Source organism: Rhodopirellula sp. UBA1907, assembly GCF_002337565.1.
Classification (GTDB): Bacteria; Planctomycetota; Planctomycetia; order Pirellulales; family Pirellulaceae; genus Rhodopirellula; species Rhodopirellula europaea.
This window is the reverse complement of sequence record NZ_DDGH01000013.1, coordinates 1-18304: the sequence shown is the minus strand read 5'-3', so window position 1 is coordinate 18304 and position 18304 is coordinate 1. Positions and strand designations below refer to the sequence as shown.

Annotated in this window: 14 protein-coding genes; 6 read left to right on the top strand and 8 right to left on the bottom strand. The window is 57.0% G+C overall.

The window, feature by feature from the left end; all coding sequences use genetic code 11:
- The first annotated feature begins 155 nt into the window (after window positions 1–155).
- Window positions 156–1223 carry a transglutaminase-like domain-containing protein gene (locus B2R17_RS03205; RefSeq protein ID WP_286762819.1) on the top strand — a complete coding sequence of 356 codons (1068 nt, stop codon included), beginning with the start codon at window positions 156–158 and terminating at the stop codon, window positions 1221–1223.
- 81 nt (window positions 1224–1304) lie between these two features.
- Complete coding sequence (locus B2R17_RS03200) at window positions 1305–2162, top strand: dihydroorotate dehydrogenase electron transfer subunit (protein WP_286762818.1); 858 nt, start codon at window positions 1305–1307, stop codon at window positions 2160–2162.
- A gap of 90 nt (window positions 2163–2252) precedes the next feature.
- Here the strand turns inward: B2R17_RS03200 and B2R17_RS03195 are convergent, their stop codons facing one another.
- Together B2R17_RS03195 and B2R17_RS03190 are read right to left on the bottom strand one after the other, a co-directional pair.
- Window positions 2253–3278 carry a helix-turn-helix transcriptional regulator gene (locus B2R17_RS03195; protein WP_008652983.1) on the bottom strand — a complete coding sequence of 342 codons (1026 nt, stop codon included), beginning with the start codon at window positions 3276–3278 and terminating at the stop codon, window positions 2253–2255.
- 102 nt (window positions 3279–3380) lie between these two features.
- Complete coding sequence (locus tag B2R17_RS03190; RefSeq protein ID WP_286762817.1) at window positions 3381–4136, bottom strand: hypothetical protein; 756 nt, start codon at window positions 4134–4136, stop codon at window positions 3381–3383.
- A gap of 493 nt (window positions 4137–4629) precedes the next feature.
- Between B2R17_RS03190 and B2R17_RS03185 the strand changes: the two genes are divergently transcribed.
- Window positions 4630–5091 (top strand): ferritin-like domain-containing protein, encoded by a 462-nt coding sequence (locus B2R17_RS03185; RefSeq protein ID WP_008652974.1) that lies wholly within the window; start codon window positions 4630–4632, stop codon window positions 5089–5091.
- A 143-nt stretch (window positions 5092–5234) separates the two neighbouring features.
- Here the strand turns inward: B2R17_RS03185 and B2R17_RS03180 are convergent, their stop codons facing one another.
- The 6 genes from B2R17_RS03180 to B2R17_RS03155 all read right to left on the bottom strand — a co-directional run bounded on the left by B2R17_RS03180 (window position 5235) and on the right by B2R17_RS03155 (window position 13656).
- Window positions 5235–5963, bottom strand: a complete 729-nt coding sequence (locus B2R17_RS03180) for a c-type cytochrome (protein ID WP_286762816.1) — start codon at window positions 5961–5963, stop codon at window positions 5235–5237.
- Window positions 5964–6235: 272 nt separating this feature from the next.
- Complete coding sequence (locus tag B2R17_RS03175; RefSeq protein ID WP_286762815.1) at window positions 6236–7258, bottom strand: hypothetical protein; 1023 nt, start codon at window positions 7256–7258, stop codon at window positions 6236–6238.
- 2 nt (window positions 7259–7260) lie between these two features.
- Entirely contained in the window at window positions 7261–8544 is a 1284-nt protein-coding gene (locus tag B2R17_RS03170) for an HD-GYP domain-containing protein (protein ID WP_286762814.1), read from the bottom strand.
- 99 nt (window positions 8545–8643) lie between these two features.
- Window positions 8644–9831, bottom strand: a complete 1188-nt coding sequence (locus B2R17_RS03165; protein ID WP_286762813.1) for a hypothetical protein — start codon at window positions 9829–9831, stop codon at window positions 8644–8646.
- Window positions 9832–9871: 40 nt separating this feature from the next.
- Complete coding sequence (locus tag B2R17_RS03160) at window positions 9872–10828, bottom strand: ATP-binding response regulator (RefSeq protein WP_008665502.1); 957 nt, start codon at window positions 10826–10828, stop codon at window positions 9872–9874.
- 128 nt (window positions 10829–10956) lie between these two features.
- Window positions 10957–13656 (bottom strand): hypothetical protein, encoded by a 2700-nt coding sequence (locus B2R17_RS03155; RefSeq protein WP_339888387.1) that lies wholly within the window; start codon window positions 13654–13656, stop codon window positions 10957–10959.
- Between the two features lie 602 nt (window positions 13657–14258).
- Between B2R17_RS03155 and B2R17_RS03150 the strand changes: the two genes are divergently transcribed.
- The 3 genes from B2R17_RS03150 (at window position 14259) to B2R17_RS03140 (ending at window position 18119) form a co-directional block, all read left to right on the top strand.
- On the top strand, window positions 14259–14432 hold the full coding sequence (locus B2R17_RS03150) for a hypothetical protein (RefSeq protein WP_173401998.1): 174 nt from the start codon (window positions 14259–14261) through the stop codon (window positions 14430–14432).
- A gap of 126 nt (window positions 14433–14558) precedes the next feature.
- A complete protein-coding gene (locus B2R17_RS03145) occupies window positions 14559–15713 on the top strand; it encodes a DUF1559 domain-containing protein (protein ID WP_008665497.1) in 1155 nt (384 codons plus the stop codon).
- 303 nt (window positions 15714–16016) lie between these two features.
- The gene (locus tag B2R17_RS03140; RefSeq protein ID WP_286762811.1) at window positions 16017–18119 is read left to right on the top strand and encodes an esterase/lipase family protein; all 2103 of its coding nucleotides are present in this window, start codon (window positions 16017–16019) and stop codon (window positions 18117–18119) included.
- Window positions 18120–18304 lie beyond the last annotated feature (185 nt).

Here is an 18304-nt window from a genome sequence, read left to right as displayed (position 1 = left end):
CCCTCCCCAACTGCGTTCAGGAGGGTGATTTCAACCTTGCGAGCACGGCACTTCAAAACTGCACAACCTCTCTGAATGGGAGATTGATGGGTTTGAGCAGCACGAGGCAGCGGAAAATCTTTGGGATCGAGAACCGCCGGAGTTAGAATGTGGGTATGACTGAATCAAAGAAACAAATGACTCGTCGCGCGTGTTTGCGATCTCTTGTTGGCTCGGGAACGGGCGCTTTTGTCGTTGCCGGATCGGTCCTGCCTATTGGCAGCGTGTTTGGGCAAGAAGGCGCGACGAACGCTGCTGGCGAAAACGCGGCGCAGTCGCAGTTGGATGCATCTCCCGTTGCAGCGACGCAGCTCGATTTGACTGTTCCTCAGACGACGCGTTGGCGTTTGGGAGTGAACATCGACACGCCGGTGACGTTCACTTCGGGGCTGGCGACTTTCCCCGTGTTCATGGATTGGCCGGAGCAAACGGTTTCGATCAAGGATCGCACGGTGGATGGACGTGTTGGTAATGTCGCCGTCCGCGAATTGGATGGGGCACGGCAAGTGGTCGTTGCAATTCCGCGTTTGACATCGGGAGGTTCGATTCAAGTCGAATTGGAAATGGAGGTCGTTCGGCAACCGATTGTGGCTCCCACGGAAACGGACAATTTGATTGTTCCAGCGAGGTTGCCTCGTGAGATGCGGGCTTACATGGGCAACAGCCCGATGATCGATTCTTCGCATCCTTCCATCCGAGCTTTGTCTCGCGAGTTGGCTGGCGATGCGCCGGAGAACGATTGGGAAAAGGTGCGTCAGATCTATGACGTGGTCCGGGACAAGGTGCGTTATCAAGAAGGCCCGATTCGCGACGCGTCGGATGCTCTCAAAGCCGGCGTGGGTGATTGTGAAGACATGACCAGTTTGTTTGTCGCGTTGTGTCGCAACACCGGCATTCCGGCGCGGATGGTTTGGATTCCGGGGCACTGCTATCCGGAGTTCTATTTGGAGCCGAAGGATGCCAAGCCCGAACGCGGCGAATTGGCGGGGACTTGGTACCCATGTCAGGCCGCTGGGACCGAACAATTTGGCGGGATGCTGGAAGCGCGTCCGGTTCTGCAGAAGGGGGATCGATTCCGCGTGCCCGAGCAGCGGACCCCGGTTCGATACGTCGCGGAGTTTTTCAGGTGTGACCGACAAGGATCGAAGGCGCCGCGGGTGGAGTTTATTCGCAAGCCCGTTTGAGGGCGTCCTAGAGGTGCAAACGAAGTGGCGGTACACTTCTCGGGCCGAATGAATCGTTTCGAGTCTTGACCCCTTGAGCACATGTCCAATTTGCACGCTGCCCATTACGCCGACGCGATGGTGCGTGTCGATGCACCGCTGATCCGCAACGAATCCATCGCGGAGAACACGTATTTGCTTCGCGTGGCGGCACCGGAGATCGCACGGACTTTCCGCCCCGGGCAGTTTGTCATGATTCGAATGACGGGCGTCAACGCACCGTTGATCGGGCGAGCCTTCGCGATTTATGACGTGCACGCAGGCGCTGATGGCCAGCCCGAGTCGATCGATCTGATCTATCTGCGCAAAGGTGCGCTCACGCTTCCGTTGTCGGAAGCCCCCGTCGGAACGATGGTCACGGTGTGGGGACCGCTCGGGAATGGCTTCGATGATCGGCCGTGTGATCGGTTGATCATGGCGGTTGGTGGCATCGGCCAAACCCCAATGCTCGCCGCGGGACGCGATGCGAGGCAGCGTGGTTGGGCCAAGGATGTCGAGTTGATTTACGGAGCTCGCCGTGCTTCTTTGTTGGCGGGCGTCGACGATTTTCGATCGGCTGAATTTGAGGTGACGACCTGCACGGACGATGGATCCGAAGGTCGCGCCGCACGCGTGCCCGATGTGTTGGCCGACCGATTGCAGTCGCTTCAAAGCGAAAGTCCCGAGACTCGTATCCGCGTCATCACCTGCGGGCCGGAGATCATGATGGAAAAGTCGGCTGAGGTCTGCGAGCGGCTGGGGGTTGATTGCCAAGTGTCGATGGAAACACCGATGGCCTGCGGGATCGGGATTTGTTTCTCGTGTGTCGCCAAAGTCAAGCAAGACGATGGCGAGTGGGATTACAAACGCACTTGCGTGGAAGGCCCAATCTTCGACGCCTGCAAGATCGTTTGGGACTGAGGTGTTGGCCCGACGGACTTGGAAGTCCATCGTACGGTCGTTTCATGCGTGAGACTTGCTTGCCGCGTCTGCTCGGGCGAGCTTATGTGACTAGCCGTTGTAGGTTTGGGCGAGCTTTTCAATGACGTCCGCGACGGCTTGTCTGTATTCCGCCGGTTCCAAAACTTCCGCGTCGCTTCCCAGAGCGAGCACCTTCGGTAGTAGTTCGCGAGGATGTGACGCAGGAACGGTCAGGATCGTGTCGGATGCCGGATCGTCGGCGTCGACCGGTTCCAATTTTTGTTCCGGGTGCCAAGGGTCTTCGCGAAGGTACGACGCGGATCGGTTGCCCAGCCGAATCTTGACCGGTGTGCTGCTGTCGCCCGAGAAGATGCCGATGCTCTTTCCCAGGAACTCATTCAGATTGATCTTCGGGTCGGGTTTGAAGTAGTCGTCCAGTACGGTGGCCTGTGTGAATCGATCGAGCTTCCAGTTGCGAAGTCGTTCGGATTCGTCGGTGACCTCGGGGGCCGCGGCGACCACGTAGATGCTGTTTTGATGAACGGCCAAACCATAGGGCTCGATCTGACGCACGGATGCTTCGCGGCCGATCGGTTTGTATTTGATCTCGACGACGCGGTGTTCCAGGATTGCTCGGTTGATCGTCTTCAGCATTCCCGATTGGGCTTCGTAGGTTTTGCTGGGGGTTCCGGAAACGTACAGGACTTTTCGGTATCGCTGGTAGTGTTCGTAGACGCCTTCGGGAATCGCTTCTTGGACTTTGTTCCAGAACGTCTCGATGCCTTGCCAGTACTGGGTGCCCATCAGCGGGTAAAGCAGTTCGCGGCCGATCGACAGCGCGATCAGCTCGGTCGCCGAAAACGCGATTTCGTGGACCGCGGTGTGGTTGCGACCGAGGCGGTAAATGCGGCCGCGTTCCAGGACCTCGTTTTGAATGTCGTAGCCCGCGCCTTGCAGAGCCTCGACGTCGCGGCGGACCGTGCGAGTGTGCAGCGTCGACAGTCCCAGGTCCAGGATCAGGTCGCCGCGCAGTTCATCCAGGGTTCGACCAAAGCGTGAATCTTCGAGGAGCTGCAGGAGTTTGTGTTGGCGAATCAGTTGTTCGTTGCGTGCCACTTCGAAGATGCCTGGGGTCAGGTGGTCGGGAGCAAGATGCGGTTGCGCGAGATGGATCGGTTTCGTTCCGGAAGGACGTCGTGATCCGGATCAGGTTCGCGACTACTTCTGAGATTTCCGGCCAGACTTGGGAGTCGATTTGGTCGACTTCGATGGTACGCGGATTCGCTGCATGGAGATCTCGCCGGTGGCGGTTTTCTCGACTTGGATTTGCGGTCCGGGGCGGCGTCCGCGGCGGGGGCCAGCTTCCAGCGGGGTGAAGCGTTTGTTAATCGGTTGCAGCAGTTTGGTCAGGCAGTAGCTGTTGATGCTCAGGCCCAGTTCGGAGGCTTCCTTGACCGCGGTCGAGTGCATCGAGCGTGGCAGGCGAACGGTGATCATTCGTTCGGGTTCGTGCAAGCTGGTCTTCGAACTGTCCTGGCTGCGGATCGAGGTCATGATCTCGAGCAGTTCCGCGAACTCGGGGCTGGACTCGAAGTGGCGGCGTTGGGGGGCTTCGGGGAACAGTTTCCAAACGACGCCGTCGCAGCCCATGATCTCGCGATAGAAGACGACCCAGCTTCCGGTTTGAGCGAAGGCTTCGGCGGCTAGTTTGAGGACCATCTCCGGGCGATCTTCGTAGGGCATGTCCGGGTCGAACGGCGACAGCTTGATGGGGCTCGTTGCTGCGGCAACTGATGGAGCTTTGGTCTTGGTGGAAGAGCTGGTCGAACCGGTGGGCCGAGCCAAGTCACTGGCGTAGACGGCTGGGGCATCATCGCTCGCGGCGGTTTGCTCCACTGATTTTTCGTTCATCCGTGACGAAGAGACTTGTCGGGAGTCAGTGGATTCGGTTCGGTGCGAAGGCGATGACGTCATGTCAGGAGTGAGTTGGGCTGAGGGTGCACGGGTCGTTTGGGACGTGGTGCTATCCTCGAGACCGATCAAACGTGCCTTCGGAACCTTTGCTAGCAATGGGACTTACGTCGCCGCTTGCAGCCTGCGTGTTTTTTGAGCAAACCCTAATGTGGCGGGGGTCGGCGAGGCTGCCTGTTTTTTGTGCGTGTGAAAAGTGGTTGAATTGGAAGTGTCCATCTCGATTGCGTGTCCAGAATTTGCCAAACAATTTTTTTCCTAAATCAATTGGCGGTGTTCTGTGTCGGCCTGGTTGCCGGATGGTTCCGCGAGTCATCCGGTGGTGGTTGATAGCCGCGGTGGCGCTGTCCGCGGGTGAGGAATTCGACGGGTGTTTGAGGTCGGCTGGGCGTCTCGGGGTGTGCGGTGTGAAAGAATTTTGGGAAGCTTTGGTTGAGATACCGAATTGGATTTTTCGGTCCAACTAATCCCACACCGACCACTCAAAGGAAATGCGATGGCCAGCGAAGCACTGATCAATCAGCTCAACGAAATTCTCAAGCACGAATGGACTGGGGTCGCTCAGTACTCCCAGGCTTCGTTCATCATCGAAGGCGTTTGGCGAGAAGTTTACGCCGACAAATTTTTGGGCGACGCGAAGGAATCCTTCGGTCACGCTCAGCTCGTCGGAGAGAAGATCTCGGCTCTCGGCGGGGTTCCTGTCGCGACTCGCAATGAGATCAAGCAGAGCAAGAACCTGGTTGAAGTTCTCGAGTTCAGCCGGGACTTCGAAGCCAAGGCTGTCGAGATGTACACCCAGGCGATCGAATTGGCCGAGCCGCAACGCAGCTTGGTCGTTTTCCTGGAAGACATCCTGAAGGAAGAGCAGGAAGGCGTCGACGAGTACACAAAGTTGCTGCGTGACACGCCGGCTTCGCACTCATCGATGAGCGGTGAACCCGTTCGCAAGTCGGGCTGAGATCACTCCGCTCACATCGGCCGAATTTGAATTTTGCCGAACTTGAAAAAACGCCACGGCAATCCATTTTGGGTTGCCGTTTTCTCTGCGCATTCGGTGCCGGATGGATGGCATCGTCCCGACGCTCACAATCGCCATTTCGGTCAATGATCGTGGCTGGCGTCTGGTGGGGAGAGCCGTCCGCCGTCGCTGCGCAAATACACGACCAGTTCCGCGACCTGGGTCGGCGTCAATGAATTCAACAGGCCGACCGGCATCGGTGAGACGGGCGATGGCTGGCGTTGTTCGATGTCACTGAGTTTGATGGGAAGAACCGCATCGGGGTTGGAGAGGTCCGTTTGGATTTGAACGCTCGATCGATCGGTCGATGTGGATTGATTGGTGACCGCGCGGCCGGTGATGACTCGGCCATCGGTCAGAAGGAATTTCTCAAATCGTCCGGTGTCGTGAAGATCGAGCGAAGGATGAAGAATGTGTCGAATGAGCTCCGTGTTGGAGTAGCACATTCCAATGCCTCGAAGATCGGGGCCGGCGGCTCGGCCGTATCCAGCGACTTGATGACACGCGTCGCATCGCGCGATCATGAATGCTTCGCGACCGGACGCGATCACGCCGGCTGATGGTTCGGGGATTGCGATTGCAGACAAGGAAGCCATTGTGTGTTGCCGCGTCGCCTTCTGCTGCAGGTCTTTGACGATGTCGCCAACACGGAACGGATCGGAGGTTTTCCAAAATCGCCGAAGCGACGGAACATCGACCGCGTCCAGAATTCTTCCTGCTTCCGATGAGGTGTGGTCGCCTCGCAGTGCATCGACGACCGCACCGAATGACTCGAGGTTGCCGATCGTTGCCGCAGCCTCGATGGATGCCATGGCAACATCAAATTCCGAATCGTTGGCGCATCTCCGAAGCAGCTGCAGCGCACCGGGGACCAGGTTCGGATGTTTGGCGTGGCACTGACCGAGGTCGAGCACTGCTTGGCGACGTTCGGATGTGTCGGGTGACTCAAGCGATTGAAGAATCAGATCCGGACGAAGAAGTTTAGGAGAATTGGAGTCGGTCGTTTTTGTTCGTCGTGGTTCATCGCACCACGATAAGTTGAGCCCGCCAAGAACGGTGAGAAGCAATGCGGCGGTGAATCGAATCAACGGCATCGAATCAAATCGGACGTCGCAATGGACTGCGAGTTCAGTGTCGCGGTGGCCGCGGCAAGAAAGCGGTCGGCGTCGACGGGGTAGCCCGCAGTGGGGTGGTATGGTTCTGGTCCGAGCCATCGGTCTTCGAAGTGATGATTGAAAAACGCCATCGCAATTTCGCGAAGGCATTTGGCGTGAAGCGATGACATGGCGACGGGAACGAACGAATCACCTTTGACAGTGAAATGCATTCTCAGTTGATGAGTCGCTGTTTCAACATCGTAAACACTGCAGCGGTTGGTTTCATCCACCACGCGAACAATCGCGTCTGGGAAGGTCGCCGCGATGACTCCGGCGTAGTAGCGTCGTCCGCCATGCCGGTCAAAGTAGATCTGCCCGTGCTTGTGGGACACTAGTCGTTGCGAATTCAGCATCGAGGCGACCAGTCCAAGGCTGGTTTCGCCGAGCAGGTCGCTCTTGTTGGCAGAAGTTCCCGAAGCGGTTGGTTCGCAGAACGCGTTGAAAGCTTTCGCCGTAACCATGCGGGCTCGCGCGTCGGTGATTTTCCAATCGGGAATTGCCCAAGCCTGAGTGGCTCGCGCAATGGATTCCTCAGACAGCCACTGATCAGGAAGCTCGCGCAGCCAGCGTCCCGGCGTCAGCATGTCGGCCAACCACGGGATCGATGCCACGCAATCAAGGTCGTCCGGAATCAGTGTCGAAAGGCGTTCTTGCCAGTTTGATTCCGGGCGGCCCATCGAGCGATGGGCAAACGAGATCGCTCGATGCAGATTGCCAAGCGGTGATGTGTCACCGCGTCGCTGAGTGCGACTTTGAAAAACGCGTTTGGAGTCATCGACTCGAATGCGTTGGCCGTCGATGGAGACGGGCGTCTTCATCACATCCCACATCTCGGCAATCGTGTCATTCCATTGAGACGATTCGGTGGTGCCTTCCCAAAGCGTTGCGGCGATTACCAGCGGTCCGAGTTTCGGGCCATAGCCGGCTTCATCAACCGCGATCAAGAACATGCTTAAGGATCAATTTCCGGTGGAGCTTGATAGTTTTCAGCGAATCGAATCATCAATTCTTCGTTGCTGAGCAGGGCGTCGACGACATCGGATGCCCACTGCTTCCCGCGACCTTCGCGGAAGATCTTGCGGACTTTATCAAGTGGCATGCCTCGGCGATACGGGCGGTCACTCACCATGGCGTCGAATGAATCCGCGACGGCCAAGATTTGTGCGGCACGTGGGATGTTGTCGCCTGACAATCCGTCCGGGTACCCGCGGCCGTCCCATGATTCGTGGTGATGGCGAACGGCGGGCAAGATGTGTCGGAACGGACGGATGCCTTTCAGGATTTCATATCCCAGCACCGGGTGTCGTTTGATTTGGTCAAACTCTTCGTCCGTCAGTGCGCCGGGTTTCTTCAGCACCGAGTCATCGATGCCGATCTTGCCGATGTCGTGAAGGATACCGGCCAGTTGCAGCGAGTCGGAATCTTGTTGCGTCATTCCAAGTCGACGCGAAAGTGCGACGGCGAGATCCGCAACACGAGAACTGTGACCGCACGTGTAAGCATCTTTCGCGTCCAGTGCCGACGCGAGGGAACGCACCATGCCTTCCAGCATCGACTGCATTTCGATGTACTGACGTTGGTTGACCAAGTGCATGGACAGCATCATCAGAACTGAACGCACCAGATCGATGTCGACGGTGGTGAATTCAGGTTGATCGAGCGTGCGGATGGATATCATCCGCCCAAGATGGGTTCCGCCACGGTGGATTGGCAGAATCATCAAGCGATGGTTTTCGAGTCTGGGTTCGTCGCTTTGGTTGACGATCGTGATGTCGCGAACGATGCCATCGGTCTTCGCGGCGTGTCGCCAAGAGGCGGCGATCATCGAATCCAGGTCTTGTGTGTTGATTGGTTCGCCGACGATCAAGCGATCGGGTTCGTCGGCGACGCATTCGGCATCGGCCGGGCACAGTTCGACGATGGCTGTCCTCCAAGGAACACAGACAGAAAGCTGATTCAGCATGTCGATGCAAATGTCATCTGCATCGCTTTCCAGTTCCAGGTTGGCCGTCAGGTCGTGAATCAGCCGGATCTCTTCGAACTTGTCCGAGAGAGAAATTGAAAGCTGTTCAATATCATTGACGAGCGTTTGATTGACGCGTTCCATCGCATCTTCCGTCGCGGTGCCGACGCGAGCCGCTTCGGCTGCGGCACGTTCGGCGACGCACACGCCAGCCAATACGCTGGCGTGCAGCGGATCGATTTCGGTGCTCGGTGTGGTTGATGTAACGGTCATGCAAAACCGTACCACTTCGATGACACTTGGTCGTCAATCAATCGATATTGGAGGCGGTGTATGTCTGTTCCCCCCGTTCGATTGCTCCGCCTTTAACAATTAGTCGTCAGAGTCGATGTCTCTTGCAATGTTCTGACGCTCATTCTTAAGCGCTTTGCTCACTCTTTGCAGCAGTTCTAGCTCTTCTGGCGACAGGGACTCGGCTCCCTCCTGGTGCAAACGCTGCAATATTTCATCGACTCGTGACGCGTCGTCGGCTTCGCGATGTTCACGCTCCATCGTTTCGCGAAGCCTTTGTTGCTTGGCGACATCTTCTCGGCGGGCTTTGTATCGACGCCATGTGGCGACCGGGCCGAACCGTCCACGAAAACGGCCGATCGGATTCTGCTCACCGACCTCGATGTATTCCGCTCTGCGAACAATCGATTCGTAGATCGCGGTCAGGTCGGGAGATCCAGCCGAAGTGAACAGCCAAAGCGACAAAGCAACCACGCCAGCAACGGCCGGCCAAGCCAATCCGCCCGCTTGCGAAGTCACTCCACTGGTACTGAGCAGCAAGTTGCCGGTCACCAAAGTCAGCAAGGCCATCGCGATGATCCAAGCTCGCAATGACCGGAGGCAAACGCGAGGATCGTGGTTTGGCCCGCCACCGAACAATGCGAACACGAGTGCCCAGCCGACTCGTCCAAGCGATTGTGGCAAAGGCAGCAAATTCCAAATGCCTTGCAGGCACCACAGCCAAGCGACCGCCGCCCAAGGATCATCCAGCCAAACGATCGGGCCGCCTTTGATGGGGGCGTCAATAGTGAACAAGGAGACGCCAATCAGAGCGAGTGATCCGAGTCCAAGCGTGAGCATGCAGAGCGACCAAATCATCAGGACGCCGGCAACCGATATTCCGTGCGGACGCTGAGTCGGGGCGGTCCAAACGCCTCCGATTGAAACGATGCAACCGCCGCGATGTACGCCGGCGTTTCGTTGATGCCAAACCGCGATGGCCGTTTGAATCAGCAGGCCCAGCAACCAGAAGCCGATCAGCCAAGCCATCCAGTGGGCATGCGATTGCCAATTGGCCGAAGCGGTGGTGTCGGTCAAGTAAGCCGAGACACCAAATGCGATGGCAGCAAACAGACCGAGCGGCAATGACATCGCGACGGAGACTTCGACGCCGGCGATTCGAAGAACGGGCCACCGGATGGATCGACCAAAGCACATCGATTGTTCGATGGCTTCTTGCTTGCGCAGCATTGCCGCGGAAGATCGATCGCCGGGGTGGACCGGAGTCATGGCAGATACAAAGCGAGATGGGAAGTTGAACGACGGACGATCACGACGCGGAACTGTCGGATCGCTTGCGTTTGATCATCGTCAGTTCGTTGCCAATCTCATTGTGATGGATTTCGTCCATGAATGCACTGATCAACAGGAGCCCTCGTCCACCGATCGATTCCAAGTTGGCCGGGTCGGTTGGATCGGGAAGTGCCGAGACATCGTAGCCGGGGCCTTGGTCACGAATGACAAAGACGGCTTGGCTGCGGGTGGCGGTCAGCGTCACGTAGGTACGACGTTCGGCATAGGGAGACAGTTCGCGATGTCGGCGAATCTTTTCTTGGTAGGCTTCGCCCTCGTCGACCTCTCGCAAAGCCGATTCGACTTCCAGGTTGCCGTGGATCATCGCGTTGAGGATGGCTTCGTCGAGTGCCATCGCGATTTGCGTCCACGTCATTTCGTCGAACAGATGCAGTTGTTCGAGCTCTTGTTCCAGTCGGGCGATCACGGCGGGAACAAGTTGTTCGTGGCTGGGCAGGACCAACTCCAGCTTGATTCGCGAAACGCACTGATCGATGTCGGTGGCCTGAGACGCCGAGCGGCTGACCTTGAGAACTTGCTCAACCGTTTCGACCAAGCCCTCTTGGGCTAAATGCAACGGAATGTAGGTCGCGGCTCCTCGCATCAGGGCTTCGCCGGCGACTGGTTCGGCCCCCTCTCGCGTGATCAAGATGATGGGAACTCGCGGGGCCGCGGCTCGCAACTTTTCGACCCAGCGAATCGCGGCGGTGCCTGCGTCGCTGGATGGGGAGCTGGCATCGCCGGAATCCGCGGAAAGTGTTTTGCACTTCGGCAGCTCGGTGATGATCAAGTCGAAGGAGGCGACTTCCAGTTCCTTCAATGACTGATCGCAGCTTTTCACCGCGACGACTTCGCGAGAATCGTCATCCAGGATGCGCACTAATTCATCGCGTGCATCAGCATCGGATTCGACAATCAGGACGCGATCACTCACGGGCGATCCTCCGCGGCAAACAAACAGTCAGTGGACGGATGCCAATCACCCGTCGATAGATACTGTAGGTCGCCGTCTCGGGTGATGAAACCACCCGAGATAGGAGGCATGGGGTTGACCCGCGGATCTTAGCGGTCCGCGTAAACCATCGTTGACTCTTCTTTGGTCACCGGTTTGGGCGACTGATCGCTGGTCACGATGGCTTTTACCAAGTGCGTGTCGGCGGCGTCACCGCGAACACGAATGCGGTAGGTCAGTTCCGATCCGGCGGGAAGTTCGTTTTCAGGTGCGAAGATCATTCCGCCTTGGCCGTCCGGGCGGACTTCCGCGTCGGCTCCCAGGACTTCCATGCCGCGTGGAACCATCAAGCGAACTTGGACGTTGGAGTCGTTTCGCGAGCCGGTGTTTTGGACACGGATTTCGTAGGTCGTCTCGGCACCTTGTTCGATTGGGTCAGCCAAGTCCGAAATGCTGAAGCTGAGTTCCGCTTGCGATTCCACTCGAACCGTGCTTTCGCTGGTTGCTCGAGTGTTGAGATCGGCGGCAGCTTCCAACTGGATCGCTTGTTCGCCTTCTTCGACTGGCAGCAACGTCAACGGCACCTTGGCGGGTTTGCCCGGTGGCAAGGAAGCAACCGACCAAAGGACGGCGTGACGGTTGGGATCGTAGTAGCCAGCGTTCTCGGTTCCGACGAAAGTGAATCCGCGATCGAGGCGAGCGATGATTTCAACATTGGTCGCTGGTGCGGTGCCGCGGTTGATCAGTTCAACTTCGTAGGTCGCTTGTCGTTCCAAGAAACGCAGGCCAGGTCCGGTCAAGCGAACATCGATCGCCGGAGCAACGACCTCGACTTCGACTGTGTGGCTGGTTGGTTCGGCGTCGTCGGACACCAATTCAACAGTGTTGCGAATCACGCCTGGTTCAACCGCTCGCATCCGCAGCACTTCGCGACGGACTTCGCCGGGACGAAGGGTGTTCAAGAACGAATCGAGTTCGCGGCCACCGGGGTGGTCCATGCCTTCGGGAACATCTTCGCGAAGGACGACGTTTGTTGCGGCACCCGAACCAACGTTGGACACTTCGAGTTCGATTTCGAGTTGTTGACCGATCAAGACCTTTGCCGGTGCGTGCTGGGTGACTTTGAGTTCGGGGCGTGTGCTGCGAGTTCGCACCGAGGCAGCGGCCTCGAACGTCACGCGAGCGATGCTTCCGAGTTCGCCTTCTTCGACAGGCGTCAGGTTCATCGTGATGATGCGTTGTTCGCCAGCGGGCAAGGCACCCAGTTCCCACATCAACGCGTCGCCTTGCATGACTGGGTTGCCGGAAGCATCGTTGAAACGCATTCCAGCAGGAATGGTGTCGTGAACTCGAACGCCCAAGGCTTCCGCGGTTCCGACATTTTGGACGTTGAGTTTGAACGTGGCGGGTTGGCCGACTTTGACTTCCGGTGGTGCTTCTTTGTGAATGACGATGCTGGGTGTTTGCATGCCTTCCAAGCGACGTTCACCCGGCATCGCATAAGCGGCTGCTTGCGCCGCCGTCGGTGCGTTGCTGGCATAATTGTTGCCGGCTCCCGGAGCAGCGTAGCCTGGCGCGGGAAGTCCACGCTGGCTCGCGAAACGAGTCGAAGCTGCGGGAGCAGGTTCTTCGTATCCAGGGTTGCTGTTGGCGAAGTTGTTGTTGGGTGCGTTGCCGCCGTAGGCCGATGGTTCAGGCGAACCGAATTGGTTGCCTCCGCCAAACTGATCGGAATCGGTGGTCGGGTCGGCATTGGCAAACTGGTCAGGAGCACCATAGGGAGCAGCGGCCGGTGCGGAACGCAGGTCGTTGTTGAAGCTTGCATCGCCGCCGGAACGCATGCTGTTCGCATTCGCTGGTTCGGGTTGGCCGTAGGGTGACGATTGATTGTTTTGGCTTGGTTGCTCGTAAGCCATGTCGTTTGGCATCGCGCCGAATGATGCGTCGGCAGGTTGTGCGAACGAAACGCCCGGTTGCTGTGGAGCGGGCAGGTTTGGCAACGAGTCGTTCGCCATTTGTGCAGGCTCAGGCATCCGCGCCGGACCGTCATTCATTCGCATGTCATTGACGGGAATGTCCGAGGGACCTTCGCTGGCCATGGCTTGATCAGGTGCGGGCATGCCACCGAATGACATGGCCGACAAGTCCATTGCTGGGCCGGCGTCTTGTTGCGGTTCGGTTGGTGCGGTGGCCTCAGGTTGAGGTGGCATCGTCATCGACATGCTCATGTCGGGCATATCAAAACCGCCCGGCATCGAAAGGTCAGCTTCCGGCATGGCGTTAACGGGCGCATCGGCTGGAGGCATGTCCATCGCGGGCATATCCATTGCCATCGCTGGCAGTGCCATGTTTGGACCGGCGTTGCTTGGTCCAGCGTCTTGTGCGGATGTTTGTGGTGCCGCTTGAGGAGCGGGTTCTGGAATCGTCATCGGCGTAGGACCGTCAAACGATTCATTGTGGCTCGCCATTTCGACAGGCTGAGACACGTATGTCTCATCTGAGTAGGCAGCTTGTTGAATCGCGCCTGGATCAGACGAATCATCGAAGGCCGCGAGGAAGTTTTGAGGCCCGGTCTCTTCGGTGCCCGGCATCGAGATCGGTGCTGGCATTTCGGATTGCCAACGAGGAGCGTCCAGGGCTGGCACGTTTTGATCGGCCAGTTCTGTGTCGCTGGGAAGCTCGCTGCGTTGAGCTTGCGCGGCAGCAAAAGCTCCGAGAAGAATCGTCGCGACTCCACCGGTTAGCCGGTAGCCAATTCGTTTGCCAAAAATTTCCATCGTTCGCATTCCTTTGCGTGTCTTTCGCTTCATCCTGGCGAAAGTCTGGTTCCAGGCATGTCGGGGTATCAAATCACGCGGCCATGAAACAAGGCCAGAAATCAATCTGAGCTGTGAAGCTCTTAAAACGTAACGCTGTGAATTCACCGTCTTGAAATTCACGAGCTCAAAACTCGTCTGCTTACAAATTTCTGTTGCCGTCATTTGTTTGGTCATCACACGATGACGCAGCTGATTCAAACGACGATCTCACGACGGCTTCAGAAGCGGCCGCGAAATGTTTGAGGGATGCGGTTGGTTCGGCCTTCTTTGGCAACCGCTCAACCCGTCTCGTGTGGCAAATTGGGCTTAAGGAATTTTGCCGCCGAGGGGTGTGGGGTTCGCTCTCTATAGGTGATGGCTACGCGAGGTTTGTGCGGCGATATGCGATGTGTGAGCAGGCTGCGCCAGTCGCCGCAAAATTCACGGTGTGAAATATAGAATGAAGGTTGTCAAAAAACGATTCGGTATCAAATTGTTGGCTTTTCTCATTGTCGGGCTCCCGTCCATAGATTTACTTTGACGGGGCATGGTTGCACCTAGCGTGGTGCGTGATTCGCAATTTTCGTGCTTTATTAATTTAAGGAGTGTTTCTGATGTCGCAAAAATTCGTTGCCTTCGGGGCTTTGATATTTTGTCTTGGCGGATTCGTCGGCTGTGGCCCCAACAACGATGTGACCGTCTCTGAAGTGGACGACAGCGTCGTGCAAACTGAGGAGCAAATGCAGGCGATGGAAGAATCCAACGCCGCCGACATGATGAGCCAGTGATTTCGTTCAGTCGATCGAATCACCGTCGGCTTTTCCAAGATGATTTTGCTGTCGATTGGCAGCTTCTTTTCGGGGACTACGTTTGTTCCCCTTATTTCTTCCCCTTCCTTTTAAGGAGCGTTTTAAATGAAACGCAAATCTCCTCAGGGCTTCACGCTCGTCGAGCTATTGGTCGTGATCGCGATCATTGGCGTGTTGGTCGGACTCTTGTTGCCTGCCGTTCAGGCGGCGCGCGAAGCCGCACGGCGTATGCAGTGCAGCAACAATTTCAAGCAAATCGGTTTGGGCCTTCACAACTACCATTCCGCTTACAACCGCCTGCCGACACAAAGTGGTGGGACATTTGACAACCCTGGTAACCGTCATCTTTTGAGCTTTTTGGTTGGTCTCACCCCATTCATCGAGCAGCAAGGTTTGTGGGAACAAATCGCCAACCCTCGCGCGACGAACCACAACGGAACAACCCGTGCGACTCCGTTTCCGCCGATGGGCCCGGTGCCATGGGATCGAAATTACACTCCATGGTTGACTCAAGTGGGCACGTTCCGTTGCCCGAGTGACCCGAATGTTCCCCCAGGTAACTTCGAAGCGTTCACGAACTATGCGGCGTGTATCGGCGACGGTATTGCCAGCAACAATCACTCTTGCGTTAACCAAGATGGATCAGAAGCAGGATGGTGTACGCCACGACGCGGTGGAATGGATCGTGGGTTCTTTGTCACGCGGCGTGAGACTCGTTTCAGAGATATCCTGGATGGTTTGAGCAACACGATCGCGTGCGGTGAGATTGTCACGGACAACAACACCCTAGAAATCAACACGGTTGTCATCAACCGCGGTAGCAATGCCGCCTTCTTCAGCGACCCGGCTGTTTGTGAGGACACAATTGATCCGGCTCGACCTCAATTCCACGTTGCCGGAACCAATGCCAATAACTGGGCCACTTCACAGCGGCACGGGATGCGTTGGGCGGATGGGCGTCCTGTTATGTCGAGTGTGACAACGATCATGCCTCCCAACGGCGTCAGCTGTTCCTGGTCGGGAGACGGTTCGGACTGCATGGTGGCTATGGGCAGCCGGCACCAAGGTGGAGCTCACGTGTTGATGGGTGACGGAGCGGTTCGCTTCATCACCGACTCGATCGATGCTGGCAACAAGAACGCGAACGCACCGAACTGGCCCGTTGGATCGTCGACAACACTACCGGGGATGCAAAGTCCGTACGGTTTGTGGGGCGCTCTCGGTACCAAGGCCATGAAGGAAACGGCCGGACTCGAATAGTCGTCGCTTGAATTCTGATAACCGCACGCAAAACGCTCGTGGCGATTCAATTTCGCTACGGGCGTTTTCTTTTGCGCTCGTGGATAGACCGCACTGCCAAGTTGCCTTGAATTGAGCTGATCGGACCATCGGCATTTGCAGAGCCCGCAGGTGCCCCAGCTTGCCATGTTCGCGTTGACACGGTTCGACGGGGTTTCCTAGTGTCCGCCCATGGTCTGTTCCAATCGTTCGTCTGCACGACCGATTCTTCGTTCACAATCGCCTCCTTGGGCGAGCGTTCGTTGCTGCGCCATTTGGATCGTTTTGCTGTGTTGCAGCTCGTCCGGTTGCATCACCTCTCGGTATCTCGAAAACCGATCGATTCGCGAAAATGCGCTGACCAATTCGCTGCATTTGTTGCGGTGGCGCGGTCCCGAGATCAGCGTTCGCACACAGAGCACACTGCGTCGTTACGGGTTGATTGAAACCTACCAAGACGACAGTCAGATCTGTCTTCACCGTCTGCAAACGCTCAATGCCCAAAATCCGGACACCGAGCTCGCCTACGCTCTGTCAGAGTTGTCCTACGTCGAAGGAAAAATCGCGGACCGAGACGGGCGGTCCAGCGACGCAATGAATCACTACGGCGTGGCTCTGACAACGAGCTATCGCTATTTGTTTGGTGATCAACTCGGCGAAGTCCGCAACCAATACGATCCCCAGTTTCGTGCCGTCTGTGACTTGTACAACGAGTCGCTGGAGGACTTGCTGCGTTTGCTGTGTGCAGAGAATCGTTTGCGGCCGGGTCAGACTTACACGATTCAAACCGCGAATCAGAAGTTCGTGATTCGGGCGGAGATGCGTGGTGCTTGGAAAGAAGACGAATTCGATCACTACGAATTTGTGAGCGACTACGACATCAAAACTTTGAACAATCGTCACACAACTTACGGGCTCGGCGTGCCGTTGATCGCGGTTCGCAAGCCACGTGGTGAAGGGCATCCTGAGGAGGAGTACTATCCTGAAGGCTTGAGCTATGCGGTGACGGCGTTGCTGCGATGTTCAACCGAGCCTTCACGTGGCGGTCGTGGAACGGGAGTCCACAGCGGAATGGCGCGATCGGGCAACTCGCATTCGATCCAGCAAGTTTCGCACACCAACGAGTTTGGGGCGGCGGACGAGACCGCAGTTTGCGTGCTGGAGTTCTTCGATCCGTTGCGAGCCAATCAAATTCAATTGGCCAACGACTGGGTGCCGTTGGAAACTGACCTGACAACTCCGCTCGCATACTTTTTGGACAGCGATGAATATCGCAAGCGTGACCGAGCCACCGAAGGGTTGCTCGATCCAGACGACGCGCAGCAAAAGCGTGGGCTGTACATGTTGGAGCCTTACGACCCAAACCGGATTCCGGTGTTGATGGTGCATGGACTTTGGTCCAGCCCGCTGACTTGGATGGACATGTTCAACGACTTGCGTAGCTTCCCCGAAATTCGCGAACGCTATCAGTTTTGGTTTTATCTGTACCCATCCGGGCAACCATTTTGGATCAGCGCGACTCAGTTGCGTGGTGATCTCTTTGCCATGCGGCAAACATTCGATCCTGCCGGTCAAGACCGCGCGGTGGACCACACCGTTCTGGTTGGCCACAGCATGGGCGGATTGGTCAGTCGGATGCAGACCATCGACAGCGGCGACGATTTTTGGAACTTGGTCAGCGACAAGCCCAAAGAGAAACTGCGTGGCCCACCGCAAGACATCAACAAGCTTGTCAGTGCCCTTGAATTTCGTCCGAACCAATCCGTTGGTCGCGTGATCACGATCGGCACGCCACATCGCGGCAGCAACCTGGCCAACACAACCACGCGATGGTTGGCTGGCAAAGTGATCAAGTTGCCTCGGATGGCCGTTTCCACCAGCACACGTTTGACTCGCGCGAACCCAGGGTTCTTCCGTGACACGCGTTTGTTGACCGAAGCCAATGCGGTGGATTCGCTTGCGCCTGACTCACCGATTTTTCCCGTGATGTTGCGAGCCAAGCGATCTGCGAATGTGAAGTACCACAACATCGTCGGTGTCTTAGAAGACCCGCCTATCTTGGCTGGGCGGCATCATCGTGGCGACGGCGTGGTCGAATACAACAGTGCGACGATGGAGGACACGGAGAGCGAGCTGGTGGTCGACGCAACGCACACGAAGTTGCACATGACCGGAAAGGCGATCTTTGAAGTTCGACGGATCTTGCTGGAGCATCTGGAGGAAGTCGACTCGGAAGATCGATTGGCCTGGGCACCGCATTCCGCCACGCCTTTGATGAGCGACGGGGCTTCCGGGATGATCACCGATGTGGCTCCCAATCTGCCTGGGGGGCGTCCATCGGTGTACCAATTGATGAGCAGCCCGCCGGGTGCGACGAGCCGGCGGTAACACCGTGTTACGGATGCAAATGCTGGTTGAGTGGATGGCTCAGCAGGTGATTCTCGCTCGTTTTTGGGCGGTATTCACGTCCCGGACGGTGGTGCAATTCGCCATCCGTCGTGCCAGTAGGTCGTGCAGTTTATCGAGGCCGCGTTTTAGCGGGTTTCAGCATTTGAGAACCTCTCCCGAAACGA